This window comes from Chitinophaga rhizophila, from assembly GCF_019492185.1.
Classification (GTDB): Bacteria; Bacteroidota; Bacteroidia; order Chitinophagales; family Chitinophagaceae; genus Chitinophaga; species Chitinophaga rhizophila.
In genome coordinates this window covers 2,211,429-2,228,875 of record NZ_JAICCF010000001.1, presented here as the reverse complement: position 1 = coordinate 2,228,875, position 17,447 = coordinate 2,211,429, and the positions used below count along the sequence as shown (strand labels likewise).

General features: G+C 44.4%; 19 protein-coding genes and 1 tRNA gene. 16 read left to right on the top strand and 4 right to left on the bottom strand.

The genetic code is table 11. The features are described from left to right. Positions 1–26 precede the first annotated feature (26 nt). Genes ccsA through K1Y79_RS08560 form a run of 3 tightly spaced genes read left to right on the top strand, consistent with a single transcriptional unit; the run spans position 27 to position 2,395 of the window. Positions 27–689 carry a cytochrome c biogenesis protein gene (ccsA, locus tag K1Y79_RS08570; RefSeq protein ID WP_220249561.1) on the top strand — a complete coding sequence of 221 codons (663 nt, stop codon included), beginning with the start codon at positions 27–29 and terminating at the stop codon, positions 687–689. Then, complete coding sequence (locus K1Y79_RS08565; RefSeq protein WP_220249560.1) at positions 686–940, top strand: CcmD family protein; 255 nt, start codon at positions 686–688, stop codon at positions 938–940. Before ccsA ends, K1Y79_RS08565 begins: the two co-directional genes overlap by 4 nt. Before the next feature lie 36 nt (positions 941–976). Continuing rightward, positions 977–2,395 carry a Glu/Leu/Phe/Val family dehydrogenase gene (locus K1Y79_RS08560; protein WP_220249559.1) on the top strand — a complete coding sequence of 473 codons (1,419 nt, stop codon included), beginning with the start codon at positions 977–979 and terminating at the stop codon, positions 2,393–2,395. Between the two features lie 215 nt (positions 2,396–2,610). Here the strand turns inward: K1Y79_RS08560 and K1Y79_RS08555 are convergent, their stop codons facing one another. After that, positions 2,611–3,054 (bottom strand): type I restriction enzyme HsdR N-terminal domain-containing protein, encoded by a 444-nt coding sequence (locus K1Y79_RS08555; protein WP_220249558.1) that lies wholly within the window; start codon positions 3,052–3,054, stop codon positions 2,611–2,613. A gap of 252 nt (positions 3,055–3,306) precedes the next feature. Here K1Y79_RS08555 and K1Y79_RS08550 point away from each other — a divergent pair, with 252 nt between their 5' ends. The 6 genes from K1Y79_RS08550 (at position 3,307) to K1Y79_RS08525 (ending at position 8,477) form a co-directional block, all read left to right on the top strand. Continuing rightward, positions 3,307–3,534, top strand: coding sequence for a hypothetical protein (locus tag K1Y79_RS08550; protein WP_220249557.1), 228 nt, complete (start codon positions 3,307–3,309; stop codon positions 3,532–3,534). Between the two features lie 247 nt (positions 3,535–3,781). Continuing rightward, a complete protein-coding gene (locus K1Y79_RS08545) occupies positions 3,782–3,985 on the top strand; it encodes a hypothetical protein (RefSeq protein WP_220249556.1) in 204 nt (67 codons plus the stop codon). A gap of 65 nt (positions 3,986–4,050) precedes the next feature. Further along, on the top strand, positions 4,051–4,821 hold the full coding sequence (locus tag K1Y79_RS08540) for an AMP nucleosidase (protein ID WP_220249555.1): 771 nt from the start codon (positions 4,051–4,053) through the stop codon (positions 4,819–4,821). A gap of 14 nt (positions 4,822–4,835) precedes the next feature. Then, positions 4,836–6,584 carry an ABC transporter ATP-binding protein gene (locus K1Y79_RS08535; RefSeq protein WP_220249554.1) on the top strand — a complete coding sequence of 583 codons (1,749 nt, stop codon included), beginning with the start codon at positions 4,836–4,838 and terminating at the stop codon, positions 6,582–6,584. A gap of 91 nt (positions 6,585–6,675) precedes the next feature. Further along, a complete protein-coding gene (gene queA, locus K1Y79_RS08530) occupies positions 6,676–7,725 on the top strand; it encodes a tRNA preQ1(34) S-adenosylmethionine ribosyltransferase-isomerase QueA (RefSeq protein ID WP_220249553.1) in 1,050 nt (349 codons plus the stop codon). A 71-nt stretch (positions 7,726–7,796) separates the two neighbouring features. Beyond that, positions 7,797–8,477: a 2-C-methyl-D-erythritol 4-phosphate cytidylyltransferase gene (locus K1Y79_RS08525; RefSeq protein ID WP_220249552.1), complete on the top strand. Its 681-nt coding sequence runs from the start codon at positions 7,797–7,799 to the stop codon at positions 8,475–8,477. A gap of 10 nt (positions 8,478–8,487) precedes the next feature. On the opposite strand, the gene K1Y79_RS08520 is transcribed toward K1Y79_RS08525, so the two are convergent. Continuing rightward, positions 8,488–9,468, bottom strand: a complete 981-nt coding sequence (locus K1Y79_RS08520; protein WP_220249551.1) for a Gfo/Idh/MocA family protein — start codon at positions 9,466–9,468, stop codon at positions 8,488–8,490. A gap of 62 nt (positions 9,469–9,530) precedes the next feature. Continuing rightward, the gene (radC, locus tag K1Y79_RS08515) at positions 9,531–10,244 is read right to left on the bottom strand and encodes a RadC family protein (protein ID WP_220249550.1); all 714 of its coding nucleotides are present in this window, start codon (positions 10,242–10,244) and stop codon (positions 9,531–9,533) included. 241 nt (positions 10,245–10,485) lie between these two features. Between radC and K1Y79_RS08510 the strand changes: the two genes are divergently transcribed. The 4 genes from K1Y79_RS08510 to K1Y79_RS08495 all read left to right on the top strand — a co-directional run bounded on the left by K1Y79_RS08510 (position 10,486) and on the right by K1Y79_RS08495 (position 13,448). Then, positions 10,486–11,433: a ribose-phosphate pyrophosphokinase gene (locus K1Y79_RS08510; RefSeq protein WP_220249549.1), complete on the top strand. Its 948-nt coding sequence runs from the start codon at positions 10,486–10,488 to the stop codon at positions 11,431–11,433. A gap of 38 nt (positions 11,434–11,471) precedes the next feature. Beyond that, positions 11,472–12,053, top strand: coding sequence for a 50S ribosomal protein L25 (locus tag K1Y79_RS08505; protein ID WP_220249548.1), 582 nt, complete (start codon positions 11,472–11,474; stop codon positions 12,051–12,053). A gap of 144 nt (positions 12,054–12,197) precedes the next feature. After that, positions 12,198–12,779, top strand: a complete 582-nt coding sequence (pth, locus tag K1Y79_RS08500; protein ID WP_220249547.1) for an aminoacyl-tRNA hydrolase — start codon at positions 12,198–12,200, stop codon at positions 12,777–12,779. 57 nt (positions 12,780–12,836) lie between these two features. Beyond that, the gene (locus tag K1Y79_RS08495; RefSeq protein WP_220249546.1) at positions 12,837–13,448 is read left to right on the top strand and encodes a fumarylacetoacetate hydrolase family protein; all 612 of its coding nucleotides are present in this window, start codon (positions 12,837–12,839) and stop codon (positions 13,446–13,448) included. A gap of 265 nt (positions 13,449–13,713) precedes the next feature. On the opposite strand, the gene K1Y79_RS08490 is transcribed toward K1Y79_RS08495, so the two are convergent. Then, positions 13,714–14,148 carry a MarR family winged helix-turn-helix transcriptional regulator gene (locus K1Y79_RS08490; RefSeq protein ID WP_220249545.1) on the bottom strand — a complete coding sequence of 145 codons (435 nt, stop codon included), beginning with the start codon at positions 14,146–14,148 and terminating at the stop codon, positions 13,714–13,716. Positions 14,149–14,219: 71 nt separating this feature from the next. Between K1Y79_RS08490 and K1Y79_RS08485 the strand changes: the two genes are divergently transcribed. From K1Y79_RS08485 to K1Y79_RS08475, 3 genes are all read left to right on the top strand, one after another. Beyond that, complete coding sequence (locus K1Y79_RS08485) at positions 14,220–16,349, top strand: alpha-ketoacid dehydrogenase subunit alpha/beta (RefSeq protein WP_317197476.1); 2,130 nt, start codon at positions 14,220–14,222, stop codon at positions 16,347–16,349. Between the two features lie 78 nt (positions 16,350–16,427). After that, a tRNA-Met gene (locus K1Y79_RS08480) sits at positions 16,428–16,501 on the top strand. A 30-nt stretch (positions 16,502–16,531) separates the two neighbouring features. Then, entirely contained in the window at positions 16,532–17,047 is a 516-nt protein-coding gene (locus K1Y79_RS08475) for a protein-tyrosine phosphatase family protein (protein ID WP_220249544.1), read from the top strand. Positions 17,048–17,447 lie beyond the last annotated feature (400 nt).

Sequence of the window (17,447 nt, the reverse complement as noted above, 5' to 3'; positions counted from 1 at the left end):
TTTGCCCCCAATATAGTTGGTAAAAAATGGAAAAGCATTGGTGGAAAGCTCTAGCAGTAATCATCCTGGTATACGTCATTATTGCAGGATTTACGATTGAGATACCGATTATCGGCACAAACGGGCAGTCTTCCCGGGGCCTTTTCTTTCACGTTCCTATGTGGATATGCATGTACACCATGTTCACTATCTCCGTAGTTAATTCGCTACTTTATCTTTCTAAATACGATCTGCGCAGAGACGCATATGCCAGCGCTGCTGCAAGTGTAGGCGTGTTTTATGGTGTGCTTGGTTTTGCAACAGGTACCTTATGGGCAACCTATACCTGGGGAGGTTCCTTTACCCGTGATCCCAAGCAGATGCTGACAGCTGTAGCACTGATGATTTACATGGCCTATCTCGTATTGCGTTTGTCCATTCCGGACATAGACAAACGGGCAAGGATCTCTGCCGTATTTAACATTTTCGCATTTGCTTTGTTGATCCCCTTAACGTATATCATTCCGCGTATGGTCGATTCCTTACATCCCGGAAGCGCTACCACACCCGGATTCGCCTCCAGCGACACCGACAATCATATGAAGTGGGTACTGTATCCGGCCTTCCTGGGCTGGACCCTCCTCAGTGTCTGGATATACACCCTGCTTGTTCGGTACAAAAAATTAGAGTTAAAAAATATTTTTAAATGATCAACAAAGCGTTTTCTTTCTGCTGTACCTGCATGCTGTTACTCATTTCCCTGTTTGCAAATGCACAGGAAAATCAAAATCAGAATACGGAGACAGGTCCTGTTAACGAGTTTTTCCGAAGCAATGGCAAGATCTATGTGATAGTAGGAGTACTGCTGATCATCTTTATCGGTATTGTTATATTTTTAATAGCACTGGACAGAAAGCTCAGCAAACTCGAACAACGGGAAAACAATTCACACGGTAAATAAAGTCCAACTACATATATATTACCAAAACAATTGTCTATGGCGCAAGAGCAACATTATGACTTCTTTCAGAGCGTAGAAAGAAGTTTTGACAAAGCCGCAAAATTCACGAAATGGGAAAAAGGCATTCTAGAACAGATCAAAGCCTGCAACGCTGTGTACCGTATGAAATTCCCGGTACGCGTAGGTGATACGATCGAAGTAATAGAGGCCTACCGCGTTCAGCACTCTCACCACAAACTGCCTTGTAAAGGTGGTATCCGCTTCAGCGATGCAGTTAACCAGGACGAAGTGATGGCCCTGGCAGCGCTGATGACCTATAAATGCGCTATCGTAAACGTACCTTTCGGAGGTGCCAAAGGAGGTATCAAAATCAATCCACGTAACTATTCCCCGTTCCAGTTGGAAAACATCACCCGCCGTTATACTGCGGAACTGGTTAAGAAAAACTTCATCGGTCCGGGCGTAGACGTTCCTGCTCCGGATTATGGAACCGGTGAAAGGGAAATGAGTTGGATATTAGATACTTACATGAGCCTTCGTCCCGGAGAAATCGACGGTTACGGTTGTGTAACAGGTAAACCGGTTTCCCAGGGTGGCGTACGCGGTCGTAAAGAAGCAACCGGTCTGGGCGTATTCTATGGTCTGCAGGAGCTTTGCAATATCAAAGAAGATATGCAACGCATCGGCCTGGAGCCAGGTATCATCGGTAAAAAAGTAATTGTACAGGGTATGGGTAACGTAGGTTACCATGCTGCTAAATACTTCCATGAAGCAGGCGCTGTTGTTGTCGGCCTGATCGAGTGGGATGGTGCACTGTACAGCGAAAAAGGTCTTGATCCTGACGCAGTGCTGAAACACAGAAACGAAACAGGCTCCATTATCAATTTCCCTGGTGCTACTACATTGAAAAACAATGCAGAAGGACTGGAAATGGAATGTGATATCCTGATTCCTGCGGCGTTGGAAAATGTCATTCACAAAGATAACGCGCCGCGCATCAAAGCAAAGATCATCGGTGAAGCAGCAAACGGCCCTATTACGCCTGAAGCTGACGAAATCCTGAATAAGAAAGGTGTGATCGTTGTTCCGGATATGTTCCTGAACGCTGGCGGTGTGACTGTCTCTTACTTTGAATGGCTGAAAAACCTCAGTCACGTACGTTATGGCCGTCTGGGCAAACGTTTCGATGAGAATATGAACATCCACATCCTGAGCGTAATTGAAGATCTGACCGGTAAATCTGTGTCAGAAAGAGAAAGGAAATTTATCGCTCACGGTGCTGATGAGGTGGATCTGGTATATTCCGGTCTGGAAGAAACCATGCACGCCGCACTGCATGAAGTACGTACTATCATGATGAATCACAAAGATATCCATGACATGCGTACGGCTGCATATGTTTGCGCTATCGATAAAGTTGGTGCTGCTTACGATCAGCTGGGTATCTTCCCTTGATTAGTGCATCAGCATAATATATTTAAAAAGGGAACACTGCTACTGGTGTTCCCTTTTACATGATAGCATATTCACCACCTCTTGACCCTATCAAGTCCACCTCAAGTCCACCTTATCTCCACACTTACGCCGTCCTGAACTCTTCCACAATACTGGGTTTTCAGGCGTTTCTCTCCCTCTTTTCAGGCTGTGTTTTATAATTAGTGAAAATAGTATCATAAATAAGCTGGTAACTGGCCAATAAACTGCCATTCCTGTGCCGGCTCACTATGCTCACAACAAAAGGTGTTGATGCCATTAGTAATTACCAGGAACGAGGTAGGTAATACCATATGATACCGTACAATCTGTTCCAGTACTGACTGGGTAAGTGGCACATCCATTTCCTTGCATTCTATAATCATCCATGGCAGCATAGTCCTGTTATACACCACAATGTCGCAGCGCTTCTTCAATTCCCCGAGATAAATCTCTTTTTCTATGCCTATTAGCGACGCGGGGTAGCTCATCGTTTTCACCAGGTAATTGAGGAAATTCTGACGCACCCATTCTTCAGGGGTTAGCACTACATATCGCTTACGAAACCTGTCAAAGACCAGCGTCTTGTCGTTCTCTTTTACAATCTTAAAGTCAGGGGTCGGAAATTCAATTGTGATCATAGCGCAAAGGTATTTATCCGCAGCGATTATCGTCTGGGTAAGTACCTTCCTGCACGATCATGTGAGGAGAGTAATAAAGATGTAATGCGTGGACACATATTGAATATCAATTATTTGTTGAATTTTTAGGATGGCTTTCTCCAGGTATTAAGTTTAGCAAGCTTATATCAGTTACGAGCTTCATGCAGATGATCTGATTTAGTCCAGTACACGAAAAAAATGGTAACTTTAGCTGAGTAAAATGTGCCTACTATGGAAATTAAGGTGAATATTGATGATAATTATATCAAGGATCTGCAAAGCAAGGTTGATAATGCTAAGCCTTCCCTGATTGCTTCGGACGCAATAGCACTGTACAACTGGGCTGTCAATGAAATCATCAGCGGGAGAAAAGTAGTCTCTCTTGATGAGTCTAAAAACAGTTACAGGGAGATTACCAGTCCTGTATTGAAGAAAGCTCATAGAGATAAGGCTGGTTGACGGGCAGTTATCTTCGATATTCCCGTTATTTTCTGATTCATCCGTATTACCATTAGTTTCATCCATTATGCTGTTAAAAGATGAAGGGCCTATTGAGTTACCCCCTCCTCCGCCCGGGAATAAGGAAAAGTTTACGTTGACCTCACTGACATTGTTAATCATTGGCTTCACAATAAGTTCTTTACTGCTCATTTTAGTCTTCCTTCCATTTGAAGGAACTCAAAACTTTGATGTCGTTCTGGATGCTATGAAAAACGATTCTATCCCATCTCCGAGAACAGACACCCTTATCCAAAGAAAGATCGAATTGGTGCGTTATATTCAGGAAGAGAAAAAGGACTATCGTGAGTTCTTTCTGAAGATATGTCAGATGATTTTGCTGAATTTATTACTACCTATTGTTACGGCTATACTTGGCTATAAAGTAGGTGCCAGTACAAATGAAGAATAGTGTAATATGGCGATCTGATTGAGCATATCAGCGATTTTTTCCGTATATTCGTTTGTCAAAAGGCTATGAAGACAAAAGAAGAAATTGTAGCTAACTGGCTTCCCCGTTACACTGGGGAGAAGCTGGAGAACTTTGGCTCCCACATTTTACTCACCAACTTTAGCAATTACCTTAATTATTTCGCTGAATGGCATAACACCAATATTATCGGTGAAGGCAAGCCAATGCAATGCGCTACCGCTGATGATATTACTATCATCAATTTCGGTATGGGTAGCCCGAGTGCTGCCACTGTAATGGATCTGCTCAGTGCTATTCATCCAAAGGCGGTGCTGTTTCTGGGAAAATGTGGTGGATTGAAGAAGAAGAACAACATTGGTGATCTGATATTGCCCATTGCCGCTATCCGCGGAGAGGGTACTTCTAATGATTATTTTCCTGCTGAAGTGCCTGCGCTGCCTTCCTTTGCTTTGCAGAAAGTGCTTTCTACCACCATCCGTGAGTATGGTTGTGATTACTGGACGGGTACCTGTTACAGCACCAACCGCAGGGTATGGGAACATGATGTGGAATTTAAACGTTACCTGGAACGCATCCGTGCTATGGCAATAGATATGGAGACCGCCACTATTTTCTCGGTAGGCTTTTACAACAAGATTCCTACAGGCGCGCTGCTGCTTGTATCTGACCAGCCGATGATACCCGAAGGCGTGAAAACGGAAGAGAGTGATCGCCGGGTAACGACCGAATATGTAGAAAGACATATCCGTATAGGAATCGATTCCCTGAAAAATCTGATTAACAGTCACCAGACCGTGAAACATCTGCGGTTTTAATAACCGTCTTCCATATGCAGCAACCTCTGTTATCGATACGTGATCTGATGGTTTCTTTTGGCAGCGTACCTGCCGTCAATGGTATCTCACTGAATATTATGCCCGGTGAGATTATTGGTATTGTAGGAGAGTCGGGATCAGGAAAATCTGTAACCGCCTTATCGCTAATGCGGTTACTACAACACCCTGGGAAGATAGCAGGCGGTCAGCTATTATATCAATTAGCCAGCAGTAAAGAGCAGGTGAAAGACATTGTTCGTTTGTCTGACCAGGAAATGCGTTCCTGGCGTGGTAATGAGATAGCCATGATCTTCCAGGAGCCAATGACCTCACTGAACCCGTTGCATACTTGTGGAAGCCAGGTAATGGAAGTGTTGTTACTGCATAAAAAGATGAGTCGTGAAGAGGCCCGGTTACAAACGCTGGCTTTGTTCCGGCAGGTAAGGTTGCCGGATCCGGAAGGGATGATGTGCCGGTATCCGCATCAGCTATCCGGCGGACAAAAGCAACGCGTCATGATAGCGATGGCTATCAGCTGTCAGCCTCGCCTGCTGATAGCAGATGAACCGACTACCGCCCTGGATGTTACGGTACAGAAGACTATCCTGGAATTACTGAAGGACTTGCAACGGCAAACAGGTATGAGTGTCATATTCATCACGCATGATCTGGGAGTGATCTCAGAGATTGCAGACAGGGTAGCGGTGATGTATAAAGGAAATATTGTAGAAGAAGGCACTGTTGGAAAGTTATTCACAGATCCACAGCATCCATATACGAAAGGTTTGCTGGCTTGCCGGCCTCCGTTGGATAAGCGGTTATTTCGCTTGCCGGTTACCCGGGATTTCATGGAGATTGATCAGCAGGGGCATATCGTGGAAAAAGCGCAGGATGTGAAAACGTTTGTGCGCGGACTTGAGGTGCCGCAGCACGTGATGGACGATAGAGCAGCGCAATTGGCGCAGCGTCCTTTATTATTAGAAGTAAAAGATCTGCATACCTGGTTTCCTGCCAGGAAGAATATATTTGGCAAAGTGTTGTCATGGACGAAGGCTGTAAATGGTGTTAGTTTTGATGTGCGGGAGGGGGAAACTATGGGACTGGTAGGGGAGTCTGGCTGTGGAAAAACGACCCTGGGCAGAACCTTGCTGCAACTGGTTACTCCGACGAGCGGCAGCATATATTACAAGGGCAGGGATATTACTACCTTGCCGGCAGCGGAATTGCGCGATCTGCGAAAGGATATTCAGATTATTTTCCAGGATCCTTATTCCTCTTTAAATCCGCGGTTGACCATTGGTCAGGCCATTGAGGAACCGATGAAAGTGCATGGACTGTATGGTAATGACAAGGGGAGGAGCGAAAAGGTGAGAGAGCTGCTGGAGAAGGTGCAGCTGTTGCCGGAGCATTATCAACGTTATCCGCATGAATTTTCTGGCGGGCAGCGGCAGCGCATTGTCATAGCGCGTGCACTGGCATTAAATCCGTCATTTATTATCTGTGATGAATCGGTGGCTGCGCTGGATGTGAGTATTCAGGCACAGGTTTTGAATCTGCTGATGCAGTTAAGGCAGGAATTTGGGTTTACGAGTATATTTATCTCTCATGATCTGTCAGTGGTACGATTTATCAGTGACCGTATGATGGTGATGAACAGGGGGCGGATAGAAGAAGCGGGCCTGGCAGCTGAGGTGTATGAAAGTCCGAAAAGTGAATATACGAGGCAGCTAATTAATTCCATACCTAAAAATATTTATGCGTAACTTTATACGTGTGAGTGTATCTATAATCATTTTTGACAAGTTGCATAATAATCAATACTTTTGCAGCCTTTAAATTTATTCATACCGTAATATGAAACTATCACAGTTTAGATTCGATCTTCCTTTAAATCTGATTGCGCAGCACCCTTCCAAAACAAGAGACGAAGCACGTTTGATGGTGGTTAATCGTGCCACCGGCAAAATTGAACACAAGGTTTTCCGTGATATCATCAACTACTTCAATGATAAGGATGTAATGGTGGTGAACAACACCAAGGTATTCCCTGCCCGTCTGTACGGTCGTAAGGAGAAGACTGGTGCAAAGATTGAAGTGTTCCTGCTCCGTGAGCTTAACAAGCAGAACCGTCTGTGGGATGTAATCGTAGATCCTGCCCGTAAGATCAGGGTGGGTAACAAATTATATTTTGGCGATGATGAATCGCTGGTAGCAGAAGTGATTGACAACACCACATCCCGTGGCCGTACGATCCGCTTCCTGTTTGAGGGTAACGATGAAGAATTTAAGCAGGTGTTGGACACCCTGGGTGAAACGCCACTGCCTAAGTACATCAAGCGTAAGCCTGAAGAAGAGGACAAAGAGCGTTATCAGACAGTATACGCGAAGTATGAAGGTGCCGTTGCAGCTCCGACTGCAGGTTTGCACTTCAGCCGCGAGCTGATCAAACGCCTGGAGATCAAGGGTGTTAAATTCGCAGAAGTTACCCTGCACACCGGTTTAGGTACGTTCCGTCCTATCGAGGTTGAAGACCTGAGCAAACACAAGATGGATGCTGAGTATTTCAACATTGACGAGTATGCGGTGAAGATTGTAAACAAGGCCAAAGAAGAGAGCCGTAAGGTATGTGCGATCGGTACTACTACTGTGAGAGCGGTAGAGTCTTCCGTAACAGCACAGAACCTGCTGAAAGCAGCAGAGGGTTGGACTAACACGTTTATCCATCCTCCATACGATTTTGCTATTCCGAATGCATTGGTTACAAACTTCCATCTGCCTAAAACCAGCCTTCTGATTATGGTCTGCGCATTTGCAGGTTATGACCTGGTAATGGAAGCTTACCAGCAGGCTATCAAGGAGAAATACCGTTTCTTCAGCTATGGTGATGCAATGCTGATCATCTGATTTAGCAAACAAAACTATTCGAACAAGTCCTGTTCCGTATCTGCGGAACAGGACTATTCATGTAAGGCCATATGGAACAACGTAAAAAGATTGCAATCATAGTAGCTGGTGGTTCGGGCACAAGAATGGGTAGCGCCGTACCAAAGCAATTCCTCGAACTGTCTGGTAAGCCGGTATTGTGGCATACGGTTAATGCATTTAAGCAGGCATATAATGATATGCAGATTGTGCTGGTATTGCCGGAAGTGCATTTTGATTACGTGAAGCCCTGGTTACATGAATTTAGTACAGGAGCTGGCGTTATGCTGGTAAAAGGAGGAGAAACCCGTTTTCATTCTGTCAAGAATGGCCTTCATGAAGTGAAGGAGCCGGCCGTGGTATTTGTACATGATGGCGTTCGTCCGCTGATAAGTACAACATTGATCCGCGCCTGTTATGAAGCAGCGTTATCCACAGGCAGTGCTATTCCGGTGATTGATATGAAAGATAGTATCCGTCAGGTGGAAGGGGAGGCGAATAAGGCCGTTGACCGTGAGCAATTCAAGATTATACAGACCCCACAAACGTTTTTGTCTGAGTGGTTGTTACCTGCATTTTCATTACCCTATGATCCGTTATTTACGGATGAGGCAACAGTAGTAGAGCGGCAGGGGCGCAGGGTGCATCTGATCCCTGGGGAAGAGGCTAATATAAAAATAACGCGTCCGCTGGATTTGACCATTGCGAGCGCGCTATTAAAAGAGAAAAAGTAATCTTAATATTTTATTGTGCTGTGTCGGGAGACAGGCTTTTCTGAATTTTCGCCAGTATCTGGTGGGCGACTTCCATTGCCTGCAGGCCGTCGATTGCATTTACCGGTACCGGTTTATTATGCAGGATGCTATCGCGGAACAGTTCCAGTTCCATACGGATGGCATTAGTTTGTTTTATTTCCGGATTGTCGATAGCAATTGTTTTCTTACCTGTATTTGTATCTATATCCAGTGTGAACAGGCCTTCGTCTTCAGGCGTTTTCAGCTTGATGATTTCCGTTTTCTTATCCAGGAAATCTATACCGATATAGGCATCTTTCTGGAAGAGGCGCATTTTGCGCATTTTCTTCAGGGAGATGCGGCTGGAGGTAAGATTGGCTACGCAGCCGTTATGAAATTCTATGCGCACGTTAGCGATATCCGGGGTATCGCTCATTACTGCTACGCCGCTGGCGGATATTCTGTTGACGGTGGATTGAACGATGCTCAGAACAATGTCGATATCGTGGATCATGAGATCGAGAATGACACTCACATCGGTACCGCGTGGATTAAATTCAGCCAGGCGGTGTACTTCGATGAACATTGGTTTAAGATCGTGCCCTTTCAGTGCGAGGAAGGCGGGATTGAAGCGTTCAACGTGACCTACCTGGAATTTTATGTTAGCTTCTTCCACCAGTTTTACCAGTGTTTTTGCTTCATCCATGGTGTTGGTCATCGGCTTTTCCACAAAAATGTGTTTGCCATTGCGGATGGCTTGTTCACATATTTTGAAGTGCTGGGTGGTAGGGGCGATGATGTCGATGGCATCAGACGCCAGTATCAGCTCTTCCGCTGACTCGAATCTGGGAATCTGGTATTGGGCTACGCTGTCGGCGTTGGCATTACTCGGATCGAAAAAACCAACTATTTCTACGTCTTTCATAGTGGCCCACTGGGAGAGGTGGATCTTGCCCAGGTGTCCCACTCCGAAGATTCCTATTTTGAGCATGTTACTATTTGATAATAAAATAATTGCGAATGTAAGGAAAAAGAGGTTATTAAATCCAAATGTTATATAAGGAAACCATCTTCTACCATACTGCAATAACCAGCTTCTGACACAATAATATGGTCGAGTATGCTGATATCAAATAGGCGGCCGGCAGCTTTTAACTTTTCGGTGACCTGGATGTCTGCGTTGCTTGGGCGCAGGTTACCAGAGGGGTGGTTGTGGCATAGAATGATTTGGGTAGCGCCTGTTTCGAGTGCTTCCCGGAAGATGACTTTAGGATCGACGATTGTACCTGTGATGCCACCGATGCTTACACAGCGGTGCTGTAACACGCGGCAGGCGTGATTGAGGAAGAGTACGTGGAAAGATTCAAGAGAAGCATCGCCGAGTAATGGTTTAAAATAGAGTGCTGCATCGCGGCCCTGGCGGATTGTTTTTCTTTCCAGCATATGGCCTGCCTGCCGGCGGCGAGCCAGTTCCATGGCGGCAATGATTTTAGCAGCTTTAGCTGTGCCGATGCCTTTGATGGTTTTAAGTTGCTGCAAGGTAAGTTTCCCCATCTCGCTTAGATTATGAGATGCGGTGCGTAGTACTTCCTGCGCAAGTGTAACTGCGGATTTTTGTTTGTGGCCTTCATTGAGCAGGATAGCTAATAACTCTGCATCACTGAGCGCCGTTGTGCCTTTACTGATTAGTTTTTCCCGTGGCTGGTCATCTTCTGCCCAGTCTTTAATGGCAATATGTGTGCATGCCGGGTTAACTGCTACTTCCATTTTGCTAATATTATTAGCAAATATACATCCGTGCAGCTGGTTTTTTTCTCTTGTCACAATTTATTTTAAATTAGTTGCTGTGATCTTTTAAATTCCGGAGTGTGCTGTTATAAATAACTGTAAATAATCACGTTATCTATTTGTTAAATCACCAAATCGTTTATTAGCGGGCACGTTACCTAAAAAAATACAGAATACGTACTTCAAAAAGCATAGTTTTGCAACCTCTTTTAATATCTCCATGCAACCATCAGTAAAAATTTTCACAGGGAACAGTAACACGGCTCTTGCGGAGAAAATCGCAAAGCGTTACGGTAACGGTCTGGGTAAACTGACCATACAGAAATTCAGTGATGGCGAGTTCCAGCCAATTTACATGGAAAGTATCCGTGGTGATTATGTTTTCCTGATACAGAGCACCAACGCGCCATCAGATAACCTGATGGAATTGTTGATGATGATAGATGCTGCAAAAAGGGCATCAGCAGGTTACATCACAGCGGTAATTCCGTACTTTGGTTTTGCCAGACAGGACAGGAAAGATAAGCCAAGGGTTGCCATAGCCTCTAAACTGGTAGCCAATCTGTTAACATCAGCAGGTGCTAACAGGGTGATAACCATGGATTTGCATGCTCCGCAGATACAGGGTTTCTTTGATATACCGGTAGATCACCTGGATAGCTCCGCAATTTTCATCCCGTACATTGAGAATTTGAAGCTGGAAAATCTTACCTTTGCGTCCCCTGACGTAGGTAGTACAAACAGGGTAAGGGAAGTAGCGTCCTATTTCAATGCTGAGATGGTGATTTGTGATAAGCACCGTAAGCGTGCGAATGAGATTGCTTCTATGGTAGTGATCGGTGATGTGAAGGACAGGGATATTGTTTTGATTGATGACATTTGCGATACAGCGGGTACATTGACCAAGGCGGCTAACCTGTTAAAGGAAAAAGGAGCGAGAAGTGTGCGTGCTTTCTGTACGCATCCTGTATTGAGTGGTAAGGCATTTGATAACATCAGTAATTCGGTATTGGAAGAGCTGGTAATTTGCGACACTATTCCTTTACAGCAACAAAGCCCAAAGATCAAGGTGATCAGCGTGGCAGACCTCTTTGCAGTAGCTATCCGCAATATGCACGAGAACAGATCAATTACAAATCTGTTTGTTCATAGCCACCGCAGAGGATAATAGCGAACATTATTTACAAAAACATAAATGTTTAATCAATGAAAACGATAACAATCGAAGGACAACTCAGGAGCGAATTTGGCAAAAAAGCCACCCGCCAGGTACGTTCTGAGGGACAAGTGCCTTGTGTTATTTACGGGGGTGCAGAAACCGTAAGTTTTTCAGCTCCGGCAGTAGCATTCAAAAATCTGGTTTACACTCCTGATTTCCAGGTAGCTGAAATCAAATTGGGTAGCAAGTCTTACAGATGCGTACTGAAAGACAAACAGTTTGATACTGTAACTGATGAGCTGTCTCACATTGACTTCCTGGAACTGGTAGAAGATAAACCAGTAGCAGTTACTCTGCCAATCAGAATTACTGGTCAGTCTGAAGGTGTTAAAGCCGGTGGTAAACTGGTAGTTAAGATCAAAGCGCTGAAAGTAAAGGCCCTGCCTAAAAACCTGCGTGAGAACATCGAAGTGAACATCGACAACCTGGAACTGAACGGTAACATCCGTGTAGAAGACGTGGTTGCTGAGAACATCGAGATCCTGAACTCTCCACGTATTCCTATCGCTTCAGTAGTAATGACGCGTCAGTTACGTCAGGAAGAAGCAGCTGAAGGTAAAAAGAAATAATTTCTTTCAGAATATTTTGCAAAAAGTCCCATTCTGGCTCGTCCGGGATGGGACTTTTTCTATTTTTGCCCTGCATTGCACTTTGCTTTCGTATATATGGAAGTCTAGTGTAGTCAGAAGAATGGCTATTAAAATATTAATCCGATGAAATACCTGATAGTAGGATTAGGTAATATAGGGAAGGAATACGAACAGACCCGGCATAACATAGGTTTTGACATTGCGGATGCTTTTGTCAGTAAACATGGAGGCACTTACAGGGAAGACCGTTTGGCGGATGTGGCTGAGGTAAAATGGAAAGGCCGCATTTTTGTAGTGATCAAACCCACTACTTATATGAACCTGAGTGGTAAGGCTGTTAAGTATTGGATGGACAAGGAGAAGGTGCCTCTGGAAAATATACTGGTATTAGTAGATGATCTGGCACTTCCATTGGAAGTAATTCGTCTTCGTCCTGGCGGCAGTGATGCTGGTCAGAATGGGCTGAAAAGCATTCAAGAATTGCTGGGAACCAATCAGTACCCGCGTTTACGCTTTGGTATAGGGAATAATTTCCCTCGTGGAAAACAAGTAGAATTTGTGTTGGGTAAATGGACAAATACAGAATGGGCTATTGTGATGGCAAAGTTGGGTAAATGTGTGGAAGTTATTGAGAGTTTTGCCTCAATTGGTCTGCCCCGAACCATGAATGTGTATAATACGCTGAGTTATCCGTATGATAAATAAATTGCGATAAACTGATATGCTCCGCTCTTTTAACCTTAAAACCAAGAAACACCTGTCATGAAAATTATTTGTGTTGGAAGAAATTATGCTGATCATGCAAAGGAACTGAAAAACGAGGTGCCAACCGAACCTGTGATTTTCATGAAGCCGAAGAACGCGCTTTTACAGAATAATCATCCGTTTTACTATCCGGAGTTTACAGATAACCTGCATTATGAATGTGAGCTGGTGCTGCGTATCAGCAAAAACGGTAAACATATACAGGAGAAATTCGCTGATAAATACTACGATCAGATTGGTATCGGGATAGATTTTACCGCCCGGGACCTGCAGGATAAGCAGAAGCAGAAAGGTCTGCCCTGGGAGATCGCCAAAGCGTTTGATAACTCCGCCGTAGTTGGCCAATTTATGCCTATTACCCCTGAACTGGACAAGAAGGATATCAATTTTTGCCTGTATAAGAACAAGGAAATAGTGCAGCAGGGTAATACTAAAGACCTGTTATTTTCTTTTGATTTCCTGGTGTCGTATATATCCAGGTATTTCACCTTGAATATTGGCGACCTGGTATTTACAGGAACGCCGGCAGGCGTAGGGCCAGTAGAAATAGGTGATTCTCTGGAGGCATTCATTGAGAATGACAGTATGTTAGAATTTATGATTAAATAAGGGTCTTAACCATAAGATAGTGTGCGCTTAATGCTTTACTGTATGCAGTAAGTATTAAGCGCATTTTTATTGTGGCTTATCGCTGTAGCTGGTCAGTAACGGGCATACAATTGCGTTTCGCAATCAGTGCGAAGATGCATAAACCAAATGACCCGGAAAACAGATGAGAAAGAGCTTTAAGCTGGCAGATCTTCTATAGTAATCAATGGCTTCAGAGGCGGCGTCTCATAGTCAGGAACGAGCTGGATGTGTTGAGTGCTGGCGGTCAGGGAATGTTATTATAGATCGCGTCCAATATTCTTGTCAGTTCAGTATAATCTTGTTCTGTTAACCCTGCCCAACCGGTTTTACGCATGTCGAGGACCAGTGGGCGTACTTCCTTGTATTTGTCAGTTCCCTTCTGGGTAAGCTGCAGAAATACCTTTCTTCTGTCCTGTGGCGATCCTTCCCTTACCACCAGTTCCTTCTTCACAAGCAGTTCGATAATACGGGATACGGTCGTGATATCCTTTGAAGTCATTCTGGCAAGCTCGTTGTGTGTAATTTTCTTGTGCTTGTACAGGTTTTCTATCAGGAGCCACTGGTCTACAGTGATGTCTTTTTTATGTGCGTCAAAGGTTTTTTGCCAATAGTTGCGAATCCGTTTTAATGTGGCATCCAGCTTAAAAAAAGACGGATTGCTTACAAAAGTATCAGTCATAATTGTTAATTTGCAGTAGCAATAGTTGCAGTAGCAACTAATATAAGTTTAACATCCAAAACAATCCTTACGTGTTTAAAGATAGTATAAGTGTTTCAACTTTTAAAGCTGCTGTTCCCGGTAAGGAGCGGTCTTCCGGCAAACAGGTGACCTTACTAAAAGCATATCGTTTCATGCAGCAGGCCGCAAACATGGCTGCCACTTATGAAGCGAATCGCAGTATCTGTAAGTACGTACATTCCACCTCCCGTGGTCATGAAGCCATACAGATTGCTGCCGGTATGCAGTTAAAACCGTGGGATTATGTAAGTCCATATTACCGGGATGACAGCATGTTACTGGCAATGGGCTTTACACCATACGAGTTAATGCTGCAACTATTGGCAAAAAGAGATGATCCGGCATCCGGCGGAAGGTCATATTATTCACATCCCAGCAGCCTGGATCCTGAGAAGCCGGTTATTCCCCACCAAAGCAGTGCCACGGGGATGCAGGTAATTCCGGCTACGGGCATGGCCCAAGGGATTAAGTACCTGGAGAAGACAGGATCATCCTTACTAAAAACAGGCCCGAAGGGTGAGCTGCCGGTAGTGGTTTGTTCACTGGGAGACGGTAGTGTAACAGAAGGAGAGGTTAGTGAGGCCTGGCAAAGCGCTATCTTATGGGAGCTGCCCATTATCTACCTTATACAAGACAATGAGTGGGGCATTTCTGCCAGTTCGCAGGAAACCCGTGTAATGGATGCTTACGAATACGCGGCAGGCTTTAAGGGGATGGAACGCATGCGGGTAGATGGTAGCGACTTTGAGGAATGTTACCATGCTATGAGTGCGGCAATCAGTTATGTACGCCAGGAGCGTAAGCCGATGGTAGTACATGCATGTGTACCGCTATTAGGGCACCATACGTCGGGTGTACGCAAGGAATGGTACAGGACTGAGGAAGACCTTGCTTTACACGCAGAAAAGGACCCTCTGCCTCATTTACGACAGCGTTTACTGGAAGCAGGCATATCGGAGAAAGACGTTCTATCAATTGAATCAGATACCCCTAAATATATTAACCTGGAATTTGACAGGGCAAAAGAGGCCTTCGAGCCAACTGCAGATACTATTAACGATCACATCTTTGCTCCGCCTGCAGTGACCACAGAGAAAGGTGACAGGGTGCCCATTAACGGTAACAAAGTGATGATGGTGGACGCTGCATTGCATGCAATAGAAGAGATCCTGCAGCAATTCCCTGAAGCAATATTTTTTGGTCAGGACGTGGGCCGTCGTCTAGGTGGTGTATTCCGCGAAGCAGCCACTCTTGCTGAGAAATTTGGCGATGACAGAGTTTATAATACTGCCATTCAGGAAGCCTACATTGTAGGTTCTACTGCCGGCCTTTCAGCTGTAGGTGTGAAACCTATAGTAGAGATCCAGTTTGCTGACTACATTTACCCAGGCTTTAATCAGCTGGTAACGGAAATTTCCAAATCCTGTTACCTGAGCAATGGCAAATTCCCAATACAAACACTGGTACGTGTACCCATCGGCGCTTACGGTGGTGGCGGACCATACCATTCCGGAAGTATAGAATCCACACTACTAACCATTAAGGGTATCAAAGTCGTTTATCCCTCTAACGCTGCCGATATGAAGGGTTTAATGAAAGCGGCCTTCCTTGATCCTAATCCGGTAGTAATGCTGGAACACAAAGGTTTATATTGGAGTAAAGTTCCGGGTACTCAGGGAGCCATCAATATTGAACCAGCCGCAGACTATGTATTACCATTAGGAAAGGGGAGGGTAGTACAGCAGGCGCATCCCCGGGATCTGAAAAAAGGCGATACTGTCTGTATCATCACCTATGGTATGGGCGTATATTGGGCGCAGGCTGCTGCTGCTCAATTCCCTGGTCAGGTAGAGATTATTGATCTGCGCAGCTTGTTTCCTTTAGATGAAGAGCTGATATTTGCCACTGTACAAAAACACGGTAAATGCCTGGTGCTAACGGAAGAACAGCTGAACAACTCTTTCGCAGAAGCACTGGCAGGACGTATCCAGCGGGCATGTTTCAAATCCCTGGACGCACCTGTTTTCACCCTGGGGGCTATGGATCTGCCGGCTGTTCCTATTAATACCATCCTGGAAAATGCAATGTTGCCGAATCCAGATAAAGTAGCTAAAGCACTTAAAGAATTATTGTCTTTTTAAATATTATAAAGATTTCTTTGGTTATTTGAAAATGTCCATTATCTTTGCACTCCCGTTTTGAGATAAAAGACGGGAAACGGCGAGGTAGCTCAGGCGGTTAGAGCGCAGGATTCATAACCCTGAGGTCAAGGGTTCAACTCCCTTTCTCGCTACGAATAGAAAAAAGGCTTTCAGGCAGACGCTTGGAAGCCTTTTTAGTTTATTTTTATAAGACTATGCTTACTAGGATCTATTGGTTGCATCAATTTGATAATGGTGCCCGCATAGGCATTATGCCACGGCCTCGCGGTGGTGATTGGCTGGAAGACGAAATAATCAATTTCCGAAAACAGAAAGTCACACATATAGCGTCTTTGCTGGAAAGAGAGGAAATAATAGAATTGGGACTTACACAAGAGAAAACGATTTGTGCTAAACATGAAATTGAATTTCTTCACTTTCCAATAAAAGATAGAGGTATTCCTTCACATCCAAATGAGTTTATAAAGCTGTTGTCAAAAAAGATCTGCGAAGGGGCAACTGTTGTTATTCACTGCCGGATGGGTATAGGTAGGTCTTCTATCATTGCAGGAAGTGTATTGCTAATGAATGGTTATATAGCAGACGAAGTTTTTGAATACATCAGCAGGGCTAGGGGATTAAAGGTTCCTGATACTGAAGATCAGATTAAATGGTTGAAAGCAAGAGAAGGGCTATAGGTGATGAATCGAACATTTCCCCGCCAAACAGACCGGAAATCTATTACATGTTTGGAATCACACAGTTTTGGGTAAAGTATCGCTTAAACAGATAACACCAGCAGAAAATGAAGAACTTTCTACCTGGACGAACAATAATAATGGTCTAGCGTTAAAAAAAACGCATACAAAAAAGCCTATACTGAACTACCTGCTACAAAAGAGATATTCTATCCAATTCCTGCTGTTAGCTTCCCTCTCGACTCAGTAACAAAACAACCTGAGAAAGTAGCGGTAGTGGTGAATAACTTTTGTGGTAGTTCAACTGAATATTTTATCTCTCTTACCAACCAATCCCAAAAGGTGATTACTTACGGATCACCTACTATTGGTATAATGGATTATGAAGGAATGTCTAATC